This window comes from Streptomyces sp. WM6378, assembly GCF_001279695.1.
In the GTDB taxonomy this organism is placed as follows: Bacteria; Actinomycetota; Actinomycetes; order Streptomycetales; family Streptomycetaceae; genus Streptomyces.
In genome coordinates, this window is sequence record NZ_LGDD01000013.1 from 52,581 (window position 1) to 71,548 (window position 18,968).

An 18,968-nucleotide genomic window follows, 5' to 3' on the forward strand; every position below is an offset into this window, starting at 1 on the left:
AGCCGGGCGGAGGCGCGGCCAGTGCCCCTCCCGCGGCAGGGTCAGTCGGTGACCGGGCTCGGGTCGGTGTCGGTGCCGCTTCCGGTACCTGGGCTGCTTCCCGCGACGACCGGCCCGCTCCACACCGTCTCGTCGTACTTCAGCGTCTGCGGCCCGATCTGGAAGTCCACGGTCTTGGACCCGGGCGGCATCGAGAAGGCGAACTCGCCCCTGGCGCGGCCGCCCGGCTCCAGGGCGCCCGCGAACATGCTCGTCGCGTGCTCGTCGTCGTATATGGCCTCGACCTCGATGCCGTCCGAGCCGCGCGCGGTCGGCACCGCCGACGTGACGTCGATCGACGCGTCGCTGTCGTTCACGATGGTGACGGTGAAGCGGATCGCCCGGTTGCCCTTGCGATGGCCCGACGCGGACGCGTCCGGCGCGTACGGGGCCGGCCGGGAGACGGTGACCTGCACGCCGTCCGGGTAGGTGTGCGTCGCCCCGAACGGCTGCGGCTGCTGGGCGGGCGGGGCGCTCGGTGACGGCTTCGGACCGGGCGCCGAGGACGAGGCGGCGCGCGACGGCGCCGGGGATATGCCGCCGCCCGCACCCTTGGCGGCGTCCTTCACGAACACCACGGTGACCAGAAGCCCGAAGATCCCGAGCACGGTCGCGACGCCACCGAGCACGCTCCCGGCCAGCGGCACGCCCTTGTTGGTGGCCCGTCCCTCGCGTGCCCGCCCGTGCCCAACGAGCCCGAGGACCACGGCCAGGACTCCGAGCGTGCCCGACAGCCAGAACAGGAAGGGCACGAGCCCGAAGGCCACCCCGAAGACGCCGAGGACCAGGGACGCGGCGCCGAGACCGTTACGGGCCTGCTGCGCGGGAGCCTGCGGCGGACCCGGGCGGCCGGATGACGGCGGCCCCCACTGCGGCTGGCCGGGGGAGTTGACGGGCACGGTCATGGGGAGTCCTTCGGTGATCCATTTTTTCGGATCACCCTACGGCCCGACGTGCGGGACCCCGCCGCCGAGCCGAGGATGGGCGCATGACGACCACGGACGCCTCCGATGAAGAACTCGTCGCGGACGGAGGGACAAAACGGCAGTTCGTCTCGTGGGTGACGCTGGGCCTCATGACGACGGCATCCGTCGCGAGCCTGCGCCCCTCCCCGTCCATGGCCATCTACGGCCTCGCCGCGATCTTCCTCTACCTCCTGCCGGCCCTCGTCTTCCTGCTGCCGACGGCGCTGGTCGGTGCCGAACTCGCCTCGGGCTGGACCGGCGGCATCTACCGCTGGGTGAGCGAGGCGCTGGGCAAACCGCTCGGGTTCCTCGCGGTCTGGTGCCAGTTCGCCATGACGATCGCGTACTACCCGAGCCTGCTCGCGTACGTCGCCTCGACCTTCGCGTACGTCATCAACCCGAAGCTGGCCGAGAACGGGCCGTACGTCGCGATCGTCATCGTCGTCATCTACTGGACCGGCGTGTGGATCTCCTCGCGCGGTACGAAGACGGTCGCGGGGCTGAGCTCCCTGGGGCTCGTCATCGGCACGCTCATCCCGGGCGTGGTCCTGGTCGTCCTCGGCTTCGTCTTCCTCGGCCAGGGCAACCCGTCGGCGGCGCCGATGAGCGCCTCGCACTGGCTGCCGCCGTGGACCGGGCTCGCCAGCCTGGTCCTGATCGTCAACAACTTCCTGTCGTACGCGGGCATGGAGATGAACGGCGTCCATGTGTCCTCGCTGCGCGACCCCAAGCGCGAGTACCCCAAATCGATGTTCCTGGCGACCGGCCTGGTGCTGCTGATCTTCATCCTTCCGGCCCTGGCGATCTCCTGGGTGATGCCGTCGTCGGAGCTGAGCCTGACGGCCGGTCTGATGCAGGCCTTCCAGGCCTTCTTCGGCCACTTCCACATCGGCTGGATGACCAAGGTCGTCGGCGTGATGCTGGTGGCGGCCGCGCTCGGCGGCATGCTGACCTGGCTCGCGGGACCCGCCAAGGGGCTGGTGCTGCTTTCGCGCCAGGAGGGCTATCTGCCGCCGGTGTTCCAGCGGTTGAACAAGTACGGCACCCCGCAGAACATCATGGTCGCGCAGGGTGTCATCACCACCCTGATCGGCATCCTGTACGCGTTCAGCGGCGACGTGTCGAGCGCCTACTGGATGTTCTCCGTCATCACCGTCCAGATCTACCTCATCGCCTACCTGCTGATGTTCGTGGCGGTGGTCAGGCTGCGCAGGACCCGGCCCGAGGTGGAGCGGGGGTTCCGGGTGCCCGCGGTCGCGTGGGTCGCGGGCATCGGGTTCGTGGCGTCGGTGGCCGCGCTGTGCATCGGGTTCGTACCGCCGGACCGGTTCGGCAACCAGCCGCTCTGGCGGTACCTGCTGATCGTCGGCGGCGGCCTCCTGGCGCTCGGCATCCTCGCGCCGCTGGCCTTCCTGAAGTTCCGCAAGCCGAGCTGGGTGCATCCGGACCACCAGTAACCGCGGCCGCCCCCGTAACATTGGCCCCACTATGTCCCGCAGTGGTGTGCGAACCCGGCCCGTCGCGGTCCTGCTCGCGCTCGGCGCCCTGGCGTACACGGCCTGGGTCCTTGAGCTCGTCTTCCAGACCGGCCTCGACCCGATCCAGGCGTACGTGAGTGAACTCGCCGCGGCCGACCAGCCGCTGGGCGGGCTCTTCCGCGCCACCGACCTGACGGCGGGACTCCTGGTCCTGGCCGCCGCGGTGTGCGCGCTCTGGCGCTGCGACCGGCGGCGCTGGTCGCTGGCGGGCTGGTCGGGGCTCGCCCTGTTCGGCGCGGCCACGGCGGTCGACTCCCGCCTCCCGCTGAGCTGCGCCCCGACCGCCGACCCGGTGTGCGCGGCCCGCGAAACGGCGGGCCTGGTCCCGGCGACGCACACCGCGCACGCGGTGAGCAGCAGCCTGGCGATGCTGGGAGCGCTGGCCGGCGTGGTGGCCCTCACCGTCGCGGCCCGCCGCTACGGCTGGTGGCCCTTGCTCGCGGCGCGCCTCGGCCCGGCGCTGGTGACCCTCGAACTGGCCGCCACGGCTTGGACGCTGGCATCGGTGGCGGCCTTCCAGGCGGGCCGCGGCACCTGGGCCCTGGGCGCGGGCCAGCGGCTTCAGGTGCTGGTGGTGGCGGTCTGGCTGGGGGTGCTGGCGGTTTGCGTGGCGAGGGAGGGGCGGGCATGGCGTTCCTGAAGGTCGGCGGGGTGGCGCACCACGTGATGGTCGAGGGCGCCGGGCCATCGGTGGTGCTCAGCGCCGGGCTCGGCATGAGCTGGTTCGACTGGGATCCAGTGGTGCCGCTGCTCACCCCGGACCACACGGTCGTACGCTTCGACCGGCCCGGGCACGGGCTCTCCGGGCCGGCCGTGGTGCCGCCGACCGCCGCGGGGGAGGCGCACCGGATCGCGGGGCTGCTCGACGCGCTGGGTGCGGCCGGTCCGGTGACGGTGGTCGGCCACTCCATCGCGGGGTTCCATGCGGAGGCCTTCGCGCGGCTGTACCCGGCCCGTACGGCGGGCCTCGTCCTGGTCGACTCCAGCATCGAGGAGGCCGCGCGTCCTCCGGCCGCCCCGGGTCTGCGGCTCGCTTTCGCGCGGGCGGTGGGGGCGGCGCTCTGCGGCACGGGAGTGCCCGCCGCGCTCGGCCCCGCGGTCCGCCGGGCCGCGGTCCGCGCCTCCCGCACGGGCGGGGGCGATCCGGCCCCGCGCGCCTTGGTACGGCGCTGCTACGGCACGTCGCGGGTGCTGCGCGGAATGATCCTGGAGAACGCGCGGTACGGGGCGGTGGCGGCGGAACTCCTGTCCCTGCGGCGCCGGTTGAGCCTCCCGGCGGCACCGGTCACCGTGCTGGCGGGCGGCGCCGGGGGCGAGGCCTGGATCCACCGCCAGCGCGGCCTGGCGGCGACGCTGGGCGCCACCTTCCAACTGGCCGAGGCCGCAGGCCACTTGGTGATGCTGGACGACCCGGGGGCGGTGGCGCGAGCGGTGCCTCCTGGATAGTTCCCCGCCCCTTCCCGAGACCCTCCGGGGGTGTGGGTGGGTGACGGTGGCTTCCGGGGCTCCGCCCCAGACCCCGTTCGCGCCTTGAGGGCGCTCGTCCTCAATCGCCGGACGGGCTGGGTATGCCCACATGGGCGGCACTCAAGAAGTCAGGGCGGGCTTGGGTACGCACCCTGCCAGGACCAACCCGGCCAGGGGCGCGGGGAACTGCGCGACCAGCCACGCACGGCCCGCAGCCAGACGAACTCCCCCCCCGGCGGGTTTCGGGAAGGGGTGGGGCGGGGCCGGACTGGGGTCTGGGGCGGAGCCCCAGGGCGAGCGCCGGCCGCAGCCGAACGAGCTCCTCTGGAGGGGGAACGCAAAACCCCGCCCCCGGCCAGCGCGTGGCCGAGGGCGGGGTGTGACCCTGGTGAAGGGGTCAGCGGCGGAACGGGAAGCCGTACGACGCCACGTAACCCGGCGCGGGCGAACCCACACCCGTCACGTCGTCGTACCCCTTCGTCGCGGACAGCGAGCTGTCCTTGCCGAGGGAGCGGACCGACGTCAGCAGGCCGCCCGACGCGTCCACGCCGTTCGCGAAGTCGACACGCGCGACCGCGAGGTCACGCTTCGCACCCAGCGGGTGGTCCGTCACGTCGTGGAAGAGCGGCGAGCCGAAGCGCGCGTAGATCGACGGGTTCGCGAACCCGATCGGGAAGTGCTGGGCCTGCTGGGCCAGCGCCTGGATGCCCGCAGTGACCGGGGCGGCGAGCGAGGTGCCGCCGATGCGGTACTCGTCGTACTTCACCGACTTGTCGGGCCAGGACTGCGTCTGGCCCACCAGGAAGCCGGTGTTGGGGTCGGCCACGGCCGCGATGTCCGGAACCGTGCGCATCCGGGTCGCGCCGTTCGCCTTCGCCAGCGAGTCCGGCACGATGCCGTGCTGGTAGAACGGCTGCTTCACGGTGGAGCTGGTGCCGCCGCCCGCGCCGCCGGTGTAGGCGCCGGGGAAGTTCGTCCAGCTCTTGCCGTCCGCGGCGAGGGCGGCCTTCTCGGTGCCCCAGCCGGTCTCGAACTGGTACTTGTCGTTCTTGCCGACCGCCAGCGAGGTGCCGCCGACCGCCGTCACCCAAGCCGAGTTGGCGGGGGTGTCGACCTGCTTCTTGCCGGTGTTGGCGACCTCGTCGCCGTTGTCGCCGGAGGAGAAGTAGAAGCCGATGCCCTCGATCGCGCCGAGCTTGAACGTCTGGTCGTACGCCGCCGCGATGTCCGGGGTCTCGTTGGCCTCGATGTCGCCCCACGAGTTGGAGACGATGTCGGCGAGCCGCTTGTCGACGACCTTGTTGAGGGCGTCGAGCAGATCCGGGTCGTTGCAGGACGCGCCGCCCACGTACACGATGTTCGCGTCGGGCGCGACCGCGTGCACGGCCTCGACGTCCAGGGACTCCTCGCCGTACCAGCCGGATGCCTTGCAGTCGTCCACGCTGTTGTAGGCCGCCGGGAGGACCTCGGTGTACTGGCCCTTCTTGTAGGCCTTGTCGCCGTTGCGCTTGGCGTACGTCGCCGCGTCCGACGCCATGGTCGGCGAGGCGTACGCGTCGGTGATCGCGACGGTCACGCCCTTGCCGGTGTACTTGCCCGCGCCGTACGCGGCCCGCAGCTGCTGGCCGGTGTAGCCGTGCACGGCGTACGGAACCTTGGTGCCGTACGCGTCCGGCAGCGTCTTGGCGACGTTCTGGCCGTAGTAGCTGGAGAACGGCCCCGCGTTGCGGAAGCCGACGCCCGGCCCCGGCAGGGTGTCCTCGTGAGTCGACTGGTGCGGCGCGTTGTCCAGGCCGGTCACCGTCAGAACGGCGCCCGCGAGCGCGTTCGGCGCGGAGGCGGCCTTGGACGGGGCGTGGTAAGTCCGGCCGCTCTTGCGGTAGTTGTGCAGCTGCGTGGCGAACGCCTTCTGCGCCGCCGCAACGTCACCGGACACCGATATGTAGTGCTGGGTGGAGCCCGTGATGGTCAGTCCGGACGACTTCAGCCACTTGGTGACCGCGTCGATCTGCTCCTGGGTGGCGCCGAAGCGCTGCTGCGCCTGGTCGGCGCTGAGGTACTTGCCGTACGACGCCGACTGCGGGTCGGACACGGCCGCGGCGTACGCGTCGAGGCCCTTCGCGTCCCGCCCGGCGAGGTACACCCGGGCGTTGACCTTGGTTGCTGCGGCGGTGGCACCCTGGTCGGCGGAGCCGGTGGCCCAGACGGGCTGGGTGCCCGCGAGGGCCGCCCGTCCGCTCGGGACCGGGTCGGCCGCCTGGGCGGACGGTATGCCGAGGGCGAGCGCGCCGGCGAGCAAAGGCAGTGTCGCTGCCATGCTCACACCGGCGCGCCGCCTGGCGCGGCTGGTTCTCATGTAACCCCCTGCGTGAGGTCTTCGCATGCTGTACGTGCGCTGTCTGATGCGCGCATGTAATGCGTCACTCTTGTCAGGAACGGTTCATGCGGGGGGCATGTGATCACCAAGAAACGCCAAAGAGCGTTTACCCTCGGTCAGTTGAGCCGTCAGTCGGTACGTGCCGTGGCGCCCCTTTTCTTCAGCATTTGTGCCATCAGGTCGATTTCCGACTGCTGCGAGTCGACCATCCCCTGCGCCAACTGCTTCTCCGGGCCGACCGTGCAGCGCTCGACACAGCCCTGCGCCATGTGAATGCCGCCCTTGTGGTGCTCGGTCATCAGCTGGAGGTAGAGCACCTCGGCGTCCTTGCCGCTGAGCCCCCGCAGCTTGTCCAGATCGGTGTTGGTGGCCATGCCCGGCATCAGCGCGCCGTCGGCGCCCGGTTCCATGCCCATGCCCATCCATGCCATCGGCAGCTGGGACGCCTCGTTCTTCGGCAGCCCCCACAGGTCCAGCCAGCCGAGCATCATGCCCCGCTGGTTGGCCTGAGTGTTGGCGATGTCGTACGCGAGGCGTCGCACCTCCTCGTCCGAGGTGCGGTCGCGCACGATGAAGGACATCTCCACCGCCTGCTGGTGGTGCGTCGACATGTCGCGCGCGAATCCCGCGTCCGCCGAAGTGGCCGTCGGCGTACGGGACTTGGCCTCGGCGGTGGCCCGGCTGCCGCCCGAGGAGACGAGCACGGCGGCCGCCGCGAACACCAGCGCGAGGGCGAGCGCGGCCGCGAGCCCCCAGTAGCGGCGGATCACTGCTCGCCCAGCCCGCCCGTGCACGGGGCACCCGGCTCGGGCGTCTGCGAGCCCTGCACGTACTTGGTGAAGAACTCGCTCACCCGGGGATCGTCCGCGCCGTTCACGGTGAGCTGCTTGCCCCAGGCGCTCAGCATGATCGCCCCGGCCTGGTCCTTGTACGGGCTCATCAGCGAGTACGGCGTCTTCGACACCTTGTCGGCGAGCTTCTTCACCTCGGCGGCCGACGCCTTGTCGGTGTACGTCACCCACACCGCGCCATGTTCCAGGGAGTGCACGGCGTTCATGTCCGGGACCTGCTTGGAGTAGACGTCGCCGCCGCAGTTCATCCACACCTGGTCGTGGTCGCCGCCCACCGGCGGCTTCATCGGGTAATTCACCTTGGTGGTCACGTGGTTGCGGGTCAGCTTCTTGGGATCCCAGTCCTTCTCGCCCGCGATCTGCGCCTTGGCGTCGGTGCCGCCCTGAGCCTGAGCTTCCGTCTGCGTCTTGTCGGCGGCCTTGCTGCCGCTGTCGCCCGACTTGCCGAACTCGTACACGCCGAATCCGACCAGGCCCGCGACCGCGACGACGGCGGCGGTGACCGAGGAGATCACCACGATCCTGCCGCGCCGCTGCCGGGCCTGCTCGACGCGGCGCAGCTCCTCCATACGCGCTCTGCGGGAGGTGTTGGGGTCGTCCTGAATGGCCATGTGTCCGTAACGTCCTTCTGGGGATGGGGAGTTGAGGGCAGGAGCAGCCAAGCGTGGCTGCGGTGCCCCCTAGGTCCGCAGCACCTGAAGGACGTGCAGGTCCGGCGCGCGCGGCCGGGCCCCGAACCGTACGGGGGCGGCGCCCGCGCGGGGCGTCACGGGGCGTACGTCATGGACCGCGGCCGGGGTCGGCGCGTCCGTCGGGGGTGTGGTGAGCACGGCCGGGCCGGTGTGCGGGAAGAGTCCGCAGTCGCCCTGGTCGTACGGGCAGCTGTACTGCGCGGGGCCGCCGGCCGGCGGGCCGATGGGGGTCCCCCCTGCTCGAACGAAGTTGAGAGCTTGGGGGAGGCGGGCCGGGTTCTCGCCGCCGCCCGCCGCGAGGCAGATGAAGAGCGCGGCGAGCAGCGTCGCCATGGCACTCAGCAGCGCCACGGGACGCGTGATGCGCGTGAGCCGCACTCCCCCCATGGGCGCAGATGGTAGGGGAGGGAGTGCGGCTCACGGCAGGCCGGGTGGCTCACCGGCCGAAAACAGCGGGCCCGAAAGGGGACGCTCAGCCCACGTGGACCCGGGGGCGGCGGCGCAGGTCCGGCTCGGCCCGGCGCAGCACCTCGCGGGTGACCGGGGCGACCTCGCCGTCGCCGAACACCAGGAAGCGCAGCAGATGGCTGAGCGGGTGGCCCTCGGTCCAGTTGAAGTAGGCGTGCGGCACCTCGCCGGTCCGGTCGCGCAGCTCCATCATCACGGCGGCGATGGTGTTGGGCACGACCGCGCCCTCGACGCGCAGGCGGCGCACCCCGTGCTTCTCGTCGCCGTGGACGGTGAGCTCGGTGGTGAAGTCGGAGGAGTTCTGGATGAACACCTCCAGGAACAGCACGGGCCGGCCGTCCGGGATGTGCGTCTCCTCGCGCTGGCTGTACTCCTTGGCGCGGTACTCCCGCGTCGAGTGCTCCTGCGGCTCGTTGGCGATGATCCGCAGCGGCCCGCTCTGCGCAGCCTCGTCCACGAACCGGGCGGCGCACTCGTCGAAGGTCACTGCCGTCGCCCGCAGTTCGAAGGCGCGGTGCACCCGCGAGGCGAACGACGACACCACGATGCCCACGATGAACAGCAGCGCGATCTTGATGCCGTCCGGCCGCTCGATCACGTTCGTGACCAGCGTGTACGCGAAGACCGCGGTGACCACCCCGAAGCCCAGGGCGGCGCCCCGCTTGCCGCGCCGGTGCACGGCGACCGTCGAGGCGAACGAGGCCGACAGCATCAGGACCAGCACACCGGTGGCGTACGCGCCGCTCTGCGCGTCGACGTCGGCGTCGAACCACCAGGTGATGAAGAAGGCGATCGCCACGAAGATCAGGACCAGCGGCCGCACCGCACGCGTCCACTCGGGCGCCATGCCGTACCGCGGCAGATAGCGCGGTACGAGGTTGAGCAGGCCCGCGGTCGCCGAGGCCCCGGCGAACCAGAGGATGGCGATGGTCGAGATGTCGTACACCGTCCCGAAGCCCTCACCGAGGTGCTGGTGGGCGAGGTAGGCCAGCGCGCGGCCGTTGGCGCCGCCCCCGGCCTTGAACTCGGACTCCGGGATCAGGATGGTCGTCGCGAGGCTGGAGACGAGCAGGAAGCCGCTCATGATGAGCGCGGCCGTGGTCAGCAGCTTGCGGGTGTCACGGACCCGGCCGAGGGGCTTGTCGTACGTGTCCGAGTCGTCGCCCTGGATCTGCGGCATGACCGCCACGCCCGTCTCGAACCCGGACATGCCGAGCGCGAGCTTCGGGAAGACGAGCAGCGAGACGCCGATCATCGCGAGCGGCGAGGAGTGCTCGGCGGTCATCGCGTCCCACCAGTTGCCGATCACGACCGGCTCGGTGGCGATCTTCCAGACGGCGGTCGAGAGGACCACGAGGTTCAGCGCCAGATAGACGCCGACGAGCGCCACCGCGATGCCGATGGCCTCCTTGAACCCCTTGAGGAAGACCGCGCCGAGCGCCGCGACGAGCGCCAGCGTGATCCAGAGGTTGGAGCCGTGCAGGAAGCTCGGAGCGAAAGGATTCTCCACGACGTGCGCGGAGGCGTCCGCGGCCGAAAGCGTGATCGTGATCATGAAGTCGGTGGCGGCGAAGCCGAGCAGCACCAGGACGAAGATCTTCCCCGCCCACCAGGGCAGCAGCCGCTCCAGCATGGCGATCGAGCCCTCGCCGTTCGGCGACTCCTTCGCGACCCGCCGGTACACCGGCAGCGCTCCGCCCAGCGTCAGCGCGATGAGCACCAGCGTCGCGAGCGGCGAGAGCAGCCCGGCGGCGAGCGCCGCGATGCCGGGCTGGTAGCCGAGCGTGGAGAAGTAGTCGACACCGGTCAGGCACATGACCCGCCACCAGCGGTGGCCCTTGTGCTCGGCCGGCGGGGTGCCGTGCGGGCCGGGGTGGCGGGCGGAGCGCTCGCTCAGCCCGTCGAGCAGCCAGCCGCGCCAGCGGCGCCGGTCGGGGGTTGCGACGGCGGTATCCGGAGGATCCACCTGGGTGCCGGTCATGCGAGGTTCTCCTAAGCCGTTCTGCCGAGCCGTGGTGCCGGACTGTTGTGCCGGGCCGTTGTGCCGGGCCGTGGTGCTGGGCCGTTCTGCGGGCAACGAGGAGCGAGTATCCACCACATCCTCACGCGTGAAGCCCTCAGGGGCACCCGCGGGGAGGGGACGTGCTGTAGGTCATACCGGGTGCGTAATGTGGAGGTAATCCCGCGCCTCGATACTGAGGATCCGCCCGTCGTCCCCGTTCTTGACGGGGTCATGGTGCACAGGCCGTCTGAACTGCAAGGATGTGGCTATGGACAAGCAGCAGGAGTTCGTGCTCCGGACTCTCGAGGAGCGCGACATCCGGTTCGTGCGCCTGTGGTTCACCGATGTGCTGGGCTTCCTCAAGTCGGTGGCGGTCGCCCCGGCCGAGCTGGAGCAGGCCTTCGACGAGGGAATCGGCTTCGACGGCTCGGCCATCGAGGGCTTCGCCCGCGTCTACGAGTCCGACATGATCGCCCGGCCCGACCCGTCCACCTTCCAGATCCTGCCGTGGCGCGCGGAGGCCCCCGGCACGGCCCGGATGTTCTGCGACATCCGGATGCCCGACGGCTCCCCGTCCTTCGCGGACCCGCGCTTCGTCCTCAAGCGCATCCTGGCCAAGACCTCAGACCTCGGGTTCACCTTCTACACCCACCCCGAGATCGAGTTCTTCCTCCTGAAGGACAAGCCGCTCGACGGCACCCGCCCGGTCCCGGCCGACAACTCGGGCTACTTCGACCACACTCCGCAGAACGTCGGCATGGACTTCCGCCGCCAGGCGATCACCATGCTCGAATCGATGGGCATCTCGGTCGAGTTCAGCCACCACGAGGGTGCGCCGGGCCAGCAGGAGATCGACCTCCGCTACGCGGACGCGCTCTCCACGGCCGACAACATCATGACGTTCCGCCTGGTCATGAAGCAGGTCGCCCTCGAACAGGGCGTCCAGGCCACCTTCATGCCCAAGCCGTTCTCGGAGTACCCGGGCTCGGGCATGCACACCCACCTCTCCCTCTTCGAGGGCGACCGGAACGCGTTCTACGAGTCGGGCGCCGAGTACCAGCTCTCGAAGGTCGGCCGGTCCTTCATCGCGGGCCTCCTGAAGCACGCCGCCGAGATCGCGGCGGTCACCAACCAGTGGGTCAACTCCTACAAGCGCATCTGGGGCGGCTCGGAGCGCACGGCGGGCGCCGGCGGCGAGGCCCCCTCGTACATCTGCTGGGGCCACAACAACCGCTCGGCCCTCATCCGCGTCCCGATGTACAAGCCCGGCAAGACCGGTTCCGCCCGCGTCGAGGTCCGCTCCCTGGACTCGGGCTGCAACCCGTACCTCGCCTACGCCCTCCTCCTGGCGGCGGGCCTGAAGGGCATCGAAGAGGGCTACGAACTCCCGGCAGGCGCCGACGACGACGTGTGGGCCCTCACCGATGCCGAACGCCGCGCCATGGGCATCGAACCCCTCCCGCAGAACCTGGGCGAGGCGATCGCCCTGATGGAACGCAGCGAGCTGGTGGCGGAGACGCTGGGCGAGCACGTCTTCGACTTCTTCCTGCGGAACAAGAAGCAGGAGTGGGAGGAGTACCGGTCCGAGGTCACGGCTTTCGAGCTGCGGAAGAACTTGCCTGTGCTGTAAGGGAGTTGGCAGGTGGCGCGGGGGCCCGCGGGGCCCTCTTGCTGATCGCCGGGGCCGCTCAGGCGAAGTACCTCTGAGCCGCCCGAACCCCCTCCGCCAGGGCCGTCACCTCCTCCGGGGTGTTGTAGACGTAGAAGCTCGCCCTCGTCGTCGCCGCCAGGCCGTAGCGGCGGGTCAGGGGGCGGGCGCAGTGGTGGCCCGTGCGGACGGCCACTCCTCGGGCGTCCAGGATCTGGCCCACGTCGTGGGGGTGGATGTCCTCGACCACGAAGGACACCGCCGAGCCTCGGCCGGTCAGGTCCGCGGGGCCGATGATCCGGACCCCGGGGATCTCGCCCAGGAGGTTCAGGGCCAGGGCGGTCAGGGCGTCCTCGTGGGCCGCGACCTCCCGCATTCCCAGGGCCTCCAGGTAGTCCACCGCCGCGGCCAGGCCCACCGCCTGGGCGGTCATCGGGACGCCCGCCTCGAAGCGCTGCGGGGGCGGCAGGAACGTCGAGCGCTCCATCTCGACCACCTCGATCATCGAGCCGCCCGTCAGGAACGGGGGCAGCTCGTTCAGCAGGTCGGCGCGGCCCCACAGGACGCCCACGCCGCTCGGGCCCAGCATCTTGTGGCCGGAGAAGGCCAGGAAGTCCGCGCCCAGTTCCGTCACGTCCACCGGTCGGTGGGGGACCGACTGGGCGCCGTCCACCACCACCAGCGCGCCCACCGCATGCGCCCGGTCCGCGATCGTGCGGACGGGGTTCAGCGTGCCCAGGACGTTCGACTGATGGGTCAGGGCGACCACCTTCGTCGACTCGTCCACGAGGTCGTCGAGGCCGTCCAGGTCGAGCCGGCCGTCGTCGGTCAGGCCGAACCACGCGAGCCGCGCCCCGGTCCGCTCGGCGAGCTGCTGCCAGGGCACCAGATTCGCGTGGTGCTCCATCACCGTCACCACGATCCTGTCGCCCGGCCCGAGCCGGCCCGTGTTCCCCAGCGCGTACGCCACCAGGTTGATGCCCTCGGTGGTGTTCTTGGTGAAGACGATCTCGTCGTCCGCCGCGCCGACGAACGCGGCGATCCTGCGGCGCGCGCCCTCGTACGCGTCGGTCGCCTCGACCGAGAGCTGATGGGCGCCGCGGTGCACGGCCGCGTTGTGGCTCAGGTAGAAGTCCCGTTCCGCGTCCAGGACCTGGAGCGGCTTCTGGGTGGTGGCGCCCGAGTCCAGGTAGATCAGCGGCGCCCCGCTGTCGAGCGTGCGGCCGAGGATCGGGAAGTCCTCGCGGACCCTGTCCACGTCGAACCCCGTCACGGTGGTCACGTCGGTGTACGTCATCTTTCGGTGCCCCCTGCTTCTCACGCTGTATCCATTGTTTTGCCGTGAGGGGAACGTAGACCTTCTCACGGACAACGGCAAGCGTTAGCATGAGATGCGTGGATCATGACGCGCCGCACTACCTCCATCAGCTGCCGGTCCCCGGCGAGGAACGCTTCCTCTCCCTCGCCCTGGTGAACACCCGGTTCGCGCTCAGCCACGGCCAGGTGGACCTCCTGGAGGACGCCGACGCCGCGCGGCTCTGGCTCGTGCGTCATGAACTCCTGGCGGACCAGATAGTTCTGAGTGGCCGTCAGGCCGGACGCCTGCGCGCGCTCCGCGAGGCGCTGCGGGAGCTCTTCGGGGCCCGGGCCGAGGGGGTTTCGCCGCCCGCGCCGAGCCTGGACGCGCTCAACACCGCGCTGGCCGCCGCACCCCCCACGCCCCGCCTCGTCTGGACCGGCCGCGCGCCGCACCGCGCCGACGAACCCGACACCGCGAACCCGGTCGGCGCCGCCCTCTGCGCGCTCGCCGAGGACGGCGCCGACCTGCTCACCGGGGCGGACGCCGGCCAGCTCGCGCCCTGTGGAGCCCAGGGCTGCACCCGCTGGTTCCTGCGCTCCCACGCGGCCCGCCGCTGGTGCACCACCAAGTGCGGCAACCGGGTACGGGCCGCCCGCCACTACGCCGCCCGCAAGGCCGCCGACTGAACACCTCGACCCGTCAACTCACCTGCCACAGCAAGGGAATCGGTCATGCCATTCGTCACCGTCGAGTACTCCGAGCGGCTCGCCGCCACGTTCGACCGGGAAGCCTTCGCCCGTGAGGTGCACGAGGTCGCGCCCGCGTCGATCAACGCCTCCACCGAGGCCTTCAAGACCCGGTTCCGGCGCATCGAGGAGTCGTACTTCGGCGCCGCCGAGGACGACATCGACGCCGTCTTCATCCAGGTCGCGATCCTCTCCGGGCGCACCCCGAAAGCCATCGAGGAGCTGAGCGAGACCGTCCTGGAGATCGCCCGCAAGCATGTGACCGGCATCGCGGGGCGGCGGCTGCACGTCATGGTCGAGGCGCGCGAGATGGAGCGGGACTTCTACCGCGCCCGCAAGGAGTAGCCCGCGAAAGGGACGTGCGTCAGCCCAGGTACGCCGGGGCGAGCCCCGCAGTCAGCAGGCGGCGGGGCTTTCCCGTGCCGTCGGCCGGGACCGTGTACAGGTCGCTGCCGTAGTCGCCGGCCAGGGAGTAGGCGACCGTGTGGTCGTCCTGCCAGACCGCCTGGTCGTCCACGCTCCTCGGCTCCGCGAGCGCGGTCTCGCGCATCGTCGCCAGGTCCAGCGCGTACAGGTGCCAGGGCGCGTCGGCGGGCCGGCCCGGCACCCGCTTCTTGTAGACGATCCGGGTGCCGTCGGGGGAGAGGGAGGGGCACTCGACGTTCGCGTGCAGGGAGGTCACCGTGCGCGCCGCGAGGTCGCCCCGTACGAGATAGGTGTGGCCGCCCGTCGCCATCGTCGCGTAGAAGTGCTGGTCGTCGGCGGCGAAGGTGACGCCCCAGAAGTTGGTGTCGGCGGCGTGGTGCTCCTTGCCGTCCAGGTAGGCCTTGAAGTCTTCGAGAGACGAGGTGAGTTGGCCCGTCCTGGTGTCGAGGACGGCCGTGCGGGTGGAGAAGTTCGTGCCCGCGTACGAGTCGCCGCCCACGAACACCGTCCAGGCCACCCAGTGCCCGCTGGGCGAGACCCGGGCGCGGGTCGGGATGCCGGGGAGGGTGTAGTGCGCCCGCTCCTTGAGCTGGGCGTCCAGGACGACCGCGCGGTACGAGTCCTGCATCGCGCCGCGCTCGGCCTGGAGGCAGATGCCCGTGCCCGCCGCCGCGTAGAAGCGCAGGCACTTCACGCCGGAGGCCGTGCGCGGGCCCGCCGGGTCGGCGGCCGGGACCGTGGCCAGCTCGTCGCGGTGCGGGCCCCACGCCATGTTGCGGAACACGATCTTCCGAGTGGCATCGGGTGTCAGCGACACCTTTCCTGCGGCCACCGGGGGACCGCCTGCCTGCGTCTGGTTCTTCCGGTCCTCGCGGCCCGCCGCGTGCAGTACGGACGCGGTCGCGACTCCCGCGAGGACGGCGAGCGCCGCCACGAGGACCAGGATCTTGTTGCGCAGGGTCAAGGCCGGTCTTCTTTCGGGGAGTTCGAGGGGCGGAGCAGGAACGCGCCCGCCGCGCACGCGGTCAGGGCCGCCGCGGCGGTGCTCAGCGCCATCCTGTCGCCCCACGCCGTCCAGGCCGCGCCGAACGCGATCGAGCAGACGAAGCGGGCCGTGGCCTGGCCGGTCTGGATCAACGCGAGCCCGGAGGAGCGGAGTCCGGCCGGGACGGACCCGGCGGCCGCCGCCATCAGGACGCCGTCGGTCGCCGCGTAGAACCCGCCGTGCAGGGCCAGCGTGAGGAAGGGGAGCGCCGGGCTCTGCCAGCCGGTCAGGAGCAGGACGTACGCGAGGAGCAGGGCCGCGTGGCCGCCGAGGAACACCTGCCAGCGGCCCACCTTGTCGGCGAGACGGCCCAGCGGCACGGCGAGGAGCAGGAAGGCGGCCGCCGTGCCGAGGGGGAGCAGCGCGAACCAGCGGTCGGGCACGCCGAGCCGGTGCTGGAGCAGGAGGTAGACGAAGGAGTCACTTACCGTCGCCAGGCCCAACAGCAGGGCAGCCAGGGTGAGTTGACGTACCGTCCGGACGCGGAGAAGCGCCAGGGCAGCCTTCAGGGAGACGCGCGGGGCGTCCTCCGGGAGTGCGGCGACGGGGGCGCGGGAGGGGACGAAGAGGAGCAGGACCAGGACGCCGACGGCCGCCACGCAGAAGCTGACCGTGAACACCGCGTCGTAGCCGTCCGCCGCCTGACGCAGGATCAGGAAGGCGGTCAGCGGGCCGAGCATGGCTCCCGCCGTGTCCATGGCCCGGTGCACCCCGAAGGCCCGGCCGCGCGATTGTGGCGCGGACGCGAGGGAGATCAGGGCGTCGCGCGGCGCGGTGCGCAGCCCTTTGCCGGTGCGGTCGGCGGCGAGTACCGCGCCGATCAGCGGCAGCGAACTCGCCACCAGGAGAAGGGGTTTGCACAGCGCGGAGAGGCCGTAGCCGAGCACCGCGACCGTCTTGTGCCGGCCGCCCCGGTCGGCGAGGTGGCCGCCGACGAGCCGGACAAGCGCGCTGAAGCCGTTGTACACGCCGTCGAGCAGGCCGAAGCCGAGCGGGGACAGGCCGAGGCCCGTCACCAGGTACAGCGGGAGCACGGCGGTGACCATCTCCGAGGAGACGTCCGTGATGAGACTGACCGTGCCGAGCGCGAACACGGTGGGGGCGATCGCCGAACGCCGCCCGGAAGTGACCCGGGCGGCGTCGGCAGCGGCGGCAGGAGTGCCGCGACTGTCCGCTACGTACACGTCAGCTTGCCCAAATCCCCGTGATGTCGGTGGAGTTGGCGGCCTCGCCGGCGTGCGAGGTGCCGTACATGTCCTCGATCGTGCGCAGCACGTTGTAGTGGTTGTACGTCGTCGAGGACGAGGAACCCGGCGTCACCGGCTGGCCGTAGAAGACCGTCGGGATCTTGTTGCCGGCGAGCCGGTTGTCCTCGTCGAAGGTGACGACGAGCAGGCTGTTGTGGGTCTTGGCCCAGGTCGCGTACGCGCCCAGGTTGTTCTTCAGCCAGGTGTCACCCGTGGAGACCGAGCAGTCGTGCATGTCGCTGCACAGGTTCGGGGTGACGTACGAGACCTGGGGGAGCGTCGAGTAGTCGGTGGGGAACTGGGCGAAGGTGTACGCCGAGGAGGTCGGCACGTTCGAGAAGCCGAACCACGGGTTGTGCTTCTGCGCGTACTTGCCGCTGGAGCAGGTCGTGGAGCCCTGGCTGGGCAGCGACTCGTTGTAGCTGGCCCACGTCTTGCCCGCCGCGATCAGCTCGGAGGCGAGGTTCGGCGCGGAGGAGAAGCCGGGGGTCACGCAGCTGTCGTCGGTGACGCCCTGCGTGGAGCCGGAGAACATGGCGTAGTAGTTCGGCTGGCTCGGGTGGGTCTCGGCGTACGAGGCCGACAGGTTCGCGCCGCCGGACTTCAGCGAGTTGATGTACGGGGCGCTGGAGCTGCCGATGACCTGGTTGTAGGCGTGGTTCTCCATGACCACGACCACCACGTGGTCGGGGGTGGGGACGCTCGCCGCGGAGGCCGCGGAGGACGTGCCGCCGAGGCCGGCCCACAGGCCGGCGGATGCGGCCACGAGGCCCACGGCGGAGAAGAGGGCGGTGCGGGTGCGGCGCGGTTTGGGCTCGCCGGACACGGCTACCTCCGGATTGAGGGGGATGGCTGCACCCGGAGGCCGGGTGCACCCGGGGGCGGGTTGCGGTGCACCCCGGAGGTTAGGGGTGTGCATGTCAACCTGGAAGGTGAAAGTGGGTGAAGACCCGGGGAACGTCCCGTGCCCAAAGCTGTGGCAACCCCATGAGCGACTCCTGTCCCCCTACCTTGGGGTGGATGACCAGTTCCACCCCCCACCACGGTCCTCCCGCTCCACCCGCCCCCGACCGCAGGCCCTTCTTCGACAACGCAAAGTTCCTGCTCATCGTGCTGGTCGCGCTCGGCCACAGCTGGGAGCAGGTGTTCTCGCCCCACACGCACGGGCTCAGAGCCGTGCACAACCTGGTCTACGGCTTCCACATGCCGGCCTTCATCCTGCTCTCCGGCTACTTCTCGCGCAGTTTCACCGGCCGTCCCGACCAGATCCGCCGGCTGCTCACCGGGGTCCTCGCGCCCTACCTGATCTTCGAGACCCTCTACAGCCTCGTCTACCACTGGCTGCGCGGCACGGAGCTCGCGATCACGCCGACCTCGCCGACGTATCTGCTGTGGTTCCTCATCGCGCTGTTCGTCTGGCGGCTGTCCACCCCGATCTGGAACGCCGTGCGCCACCCGGTCGCCATCGCGGTCGTCGTCTCGCTCGCCGCGGGCACCACCGTGATCGGCGAGGACCTGGCGCTGCCCCGGGTCCTGATGTTCCTGCCCTGGTTCGTCCTCGGGCTCAGGCTGCGCCCCGAACACTTCGCCCGGCTGCGCACCCGCACGGCCCGCCGCATCGCGGTGCCGGTCTTCGTCGGCGCTCTCGCGCTCGCCTACCGCCTGTCACCGGCCCCGAGCGACGACTGGCTGTCGATGGACGTCGGCAACGGCGCGCTGCACGTCTCGCCCGTCCGGTATCTGCTGCTCAGGCTGGCCCTGTTCGCGGTGGGCGCGCTGCTCGTGGGGTCGTTCCTGGCGCTGGTGCCGGGGCGCCGGATGTGGATCACGGCACTGGGCGCGGTCACCCTCTACCCGTACCTGCTGCACGGGATCCTGATCCGGGTCGCCCAGCACTACGGGTACTTCCGCGTCGTACGGGAGTCGGGGCTCGCGGGCCAGCTGGTGCTCAGCGGGCTCGCGGTGGGGGTGGTCGTCCTGCTGTCGACGCCGCCGGTGCGGGCGCTGGCCCGGCCCCTGGTGGAGCCGCGCCTTCCGGGGTGGCTGGTGCCCAGGCCCCAGGCGCCCGTGCCCGCGCCCGTCCCGAAGACGGCAGCCGGGCGCGAGAAGACGCTGGCGCGCTGAGCGGTTGTCGACGGCCTTGCCGAACAGTCCGCC

17 protein-coding genes are annotated in these 18,968 nt (G+C 71.0%); 7 read left to right on the forward strand and 10 right to left on the reverse strand.

Going from position 1 to position 18,968, the window contains the following annotated elements; translation table 11 throughout:
* Nucleotides 1-41: 41 nt before the first annotated feature.
* Nucleotides 42-944 carry a DUF4190 domain-containing protein gene (locus tag ADK54_RS03125; protein ID WP_053723931.1) on the reverse strand — a complete coding sequence of 301 codons (903 nt, stop codon included), beginning with the start codon at nt 942-944 and terminating at the stop codon, nt 42-44.
* Between the two features lie 83 nt (nt 945-1,027).
* Here ADK54_RS03125 and ADK54_RS03130 point away from each other — a divergent pair, with 83 nt between their 5' ends.
* From ADK54_RS03130 to ADK54_RS03140, 3 genes are read left to right on the forward strand one after another with little or no spacing between them, the layout of a single operon-like run.
* Nucleotides 1,028-2,461 (forward strand): APC family permease, encoded by a 1,434-nt coding sequence (locus tag ADK54_RS03130; RefSeq protein WP_053723932.1) that lies wholly within the window; start codon nt 1,028-1,030, stop codon nt 2,459-2,461.
* A 31-nt stretch (nt 2,462-2,492) separates the two neighbouring features.
* Nucleotides 2,493-3,182 (forward strand): DUF998 domain-containing protein, encoded by a 690-nt coding sequence (locus ADK54_RS03135; protein WP_053723933.1) that lies wholly within the window; start codon nt 2,493-2,495, stop codon nt 3,180-3,182.
* Nucleotides 3,170-3,988: an alpha/beta fold hydrolase gene (locus ADK54_RS03140; protein ID WP_053723934.1), complete on the forward strand. Its 819-nt coding sequence runs from the start codon at nt 3,170-3,172 to the stop codon at nt 3,986-3,988. Before ADK54_RS03135 ends, ADK54_RS03140 begins: the two co-directional genes overlap by 13 nt.
* A 418-nt stretch (nt 3,989-4,406) precedes the next feature.
* Here ADK54_RS03140 and ADK54_RS03145 read toward each other — a convergent pair whose 3' ends face one another.
* The 5 genes from ADK54_RS03145 to ADK54_RS03165 all read right to left on the reverse strand — a co-directional run bounded on the left by ADK54_RS03145 (nt 4,407) and on the right by ADK54_RS03165 (nt 10,378).
* The gene (locus tag ADK54_RS03145) at nt 4,407-6,365 is read right to left on the reverse strand and encodes a S53 family peptidase (protein WP_078966091.1); all 1,959 of its coding nucleotides are present in this window, start codon (nt 6,363-6,365) and stop codon (nt 4,407-4,409) included.
* Nucleotides 6,366-6,514: 149 nt separating this feature from the next.
* Nucleotides 6,515-7,156, reverse strand: a complete 642-nt coding sequence (locus ADK54_RS03150; RefSeq protein ID WP_053723936.1) for a DUF305 domain-containing protein — start codon at nt 7,154-7,156, stop codon at nt 6,515-6,517.
* Nucleotides 7,153-7,848, reverse strand: a complete 696-nt coding sequence (locus tag ADK54_RS03155) for a DUF3105 domain-containing protein (protein WP_053723937.1) — start codon at nt 7,846-7,848, stop codon at nt 7,153-7,155. The genes ADK54_RS03150 and ADK54_RS03155 overlap by 4 nt, the downstream gene beginning before the upstream one ends.
* A gap of 69 nt (nt 7,849-7,917) precedes the next feature.
* The gene (locus ADK54_RS03160) at nt 7,918-8,316 is read right to left on the reverse strand and encodes a hypothetical protein (protein ID WP_053723938.1); all 399 of its coding nucleotides are present in this window, start codon (nt 8,314-8,316) and stop codon (nt 7,918-7,920) included.
* A gap of 85 nt (nt 8,317-8,401) precedes the next feature.
* On the reverse strand, nt 8,402-10,378 hold the full coding sequence (locus ADK54_RS03165) for an amino acid transporter (protein ID WP_053723939.1): 1,977 nt from the start codon (nt 10,376-10,378) through the stop codon (nt 8,402-8,404).
* Nucleotides 10,379-10,667: 289 nt separating this feature from the next.
* Between ADK54_RS03165 and ADK54_RS03170 the strand changes: the two genes are divergently transcribed.
* Nucleotides 10,668-12,029, forward strand: a complete 1,362-nt coding sequence (locus ADK54_RS03170) for a glutamine synthetase family protein (RefSeq protein WP_053723940.1) — start codon at nt 10,668-10,670, stop codon at nt 12,027-12,029.
* A gap of 58 nt (nt 12,030-12,087) precedes the next feature.
* On the opposite strand, the gene ADK54_RS03175 is transcribed toward ADK54_RS03170, so the two are convergent.
* Nucleotides 12,088-13,344, reverse strand: a complete 1,257-nt coding sequence (locus ADK54_RS03175; RefSeq protein WP_053723941.1) for a cysteine desulfurase — start codon at nt 13,342-13,344, stop codon at nt 12,088-12,090.
* 89 nt (nt 13,345-13,433) lie between these two features.
* On the opposite strand from ADK54_RS03175, the gene ADK54_RS03180 reads away from it, so the two are divergent.
* Both ADK54_RS03180 and ADK54_RS03185 read left to right on the forward strand, forming a co-directional pair.
* Nucleotides 13,434-14,033 carry a CGNR zinc finger domain-containing protein gene (locus ADK54_RS03180; RefSeq protein WP_199826851.1) on the forward strand — a complete coding sequence of 200 codons (600 nt, stop codon included), beginning with the start codon at nt 13,434-13,436 and terminating at the stop codon, nt 14,031-14,033.
* 45 nt (nt 14,034-14,078) lie between these two features.
* On the forward strand, nt 14,079-14,438 hold the full coding sequence (locus ADK54_RS03185; RefSeq protein WP_053723943.1) for a 5-carboxymethyl-2-hydroxymuconate Delta-isomerase: 360 nt from the start codon (nt 14,079-14,081) through the stop codon (nt 14,436-14,438).
* A gap of 19 nt (nt 14,439-14,457) precedes the next feature.
* Here ADK54_RS03185 and ADK54_RS03190 read toward each other — a convergent pair whose 3' ends face one another.
* The 3 genes from ADK54_RS03190 to ADK54_RS03200 are packed head-to-tail and all read right to left on the reverse strand — an operon-like array spanning nt 14,458 to nt 17,637.
* Nucleotides 14,458-15,483, reverse strand: a complete 1,026-nt coding sequence (locus ADK54_RS03190; protein WP_053723944.1) for a TolB family protein — start codon at nt 15,481-15,483, stop codon at nt 14,458-14,460.
* On the reverse strand, nt 15,480-16,748 hold the full coding sequence (locus ADK54_RS03195) for an MFS transporter (protein WP_234391902.1): 1,269 nt from the start codon (nt 16,746-16,748) through the stop codon (nt 15,480-15,482). Before ADK54_RS03195 ends, ADK54_RS03190 begins: the two co-directional genes overlap by 4 nt.
* A gap of 1 nt (nt 16,749) precedes the next feature.
* A complete protein-coding gene (locus tag ADK54_RS03200; RefSeq protein WP_053723945.1) occupies nt 16,750-17,637 on the reverse strand; it encodes an alkaline phosphatase family protein in 888 nt (295 codons plus the stop codon).
* A 194-nt stretch (nt 17,638-17,831) separates the two neighbouring features.
* Here ADK54_RS03200 and ADK54_RS03205 point away from each other — a divergent pair, with 194 nt between their 5' ends.
* Nucleotides 17,832-18,935 (forward strand): acyltransferase family protein, encoded by a 1,104-nt coding sequence (locus ADK54_RS03205; RefSeq protein ID WP_063801890.1) that lies wholly within the window; start codon nt 17,832-17,834, stop codon nt 18,933-18,935.
* Nucleotides 18,936-18,968 lie beyond the last annotated feature (33 nt).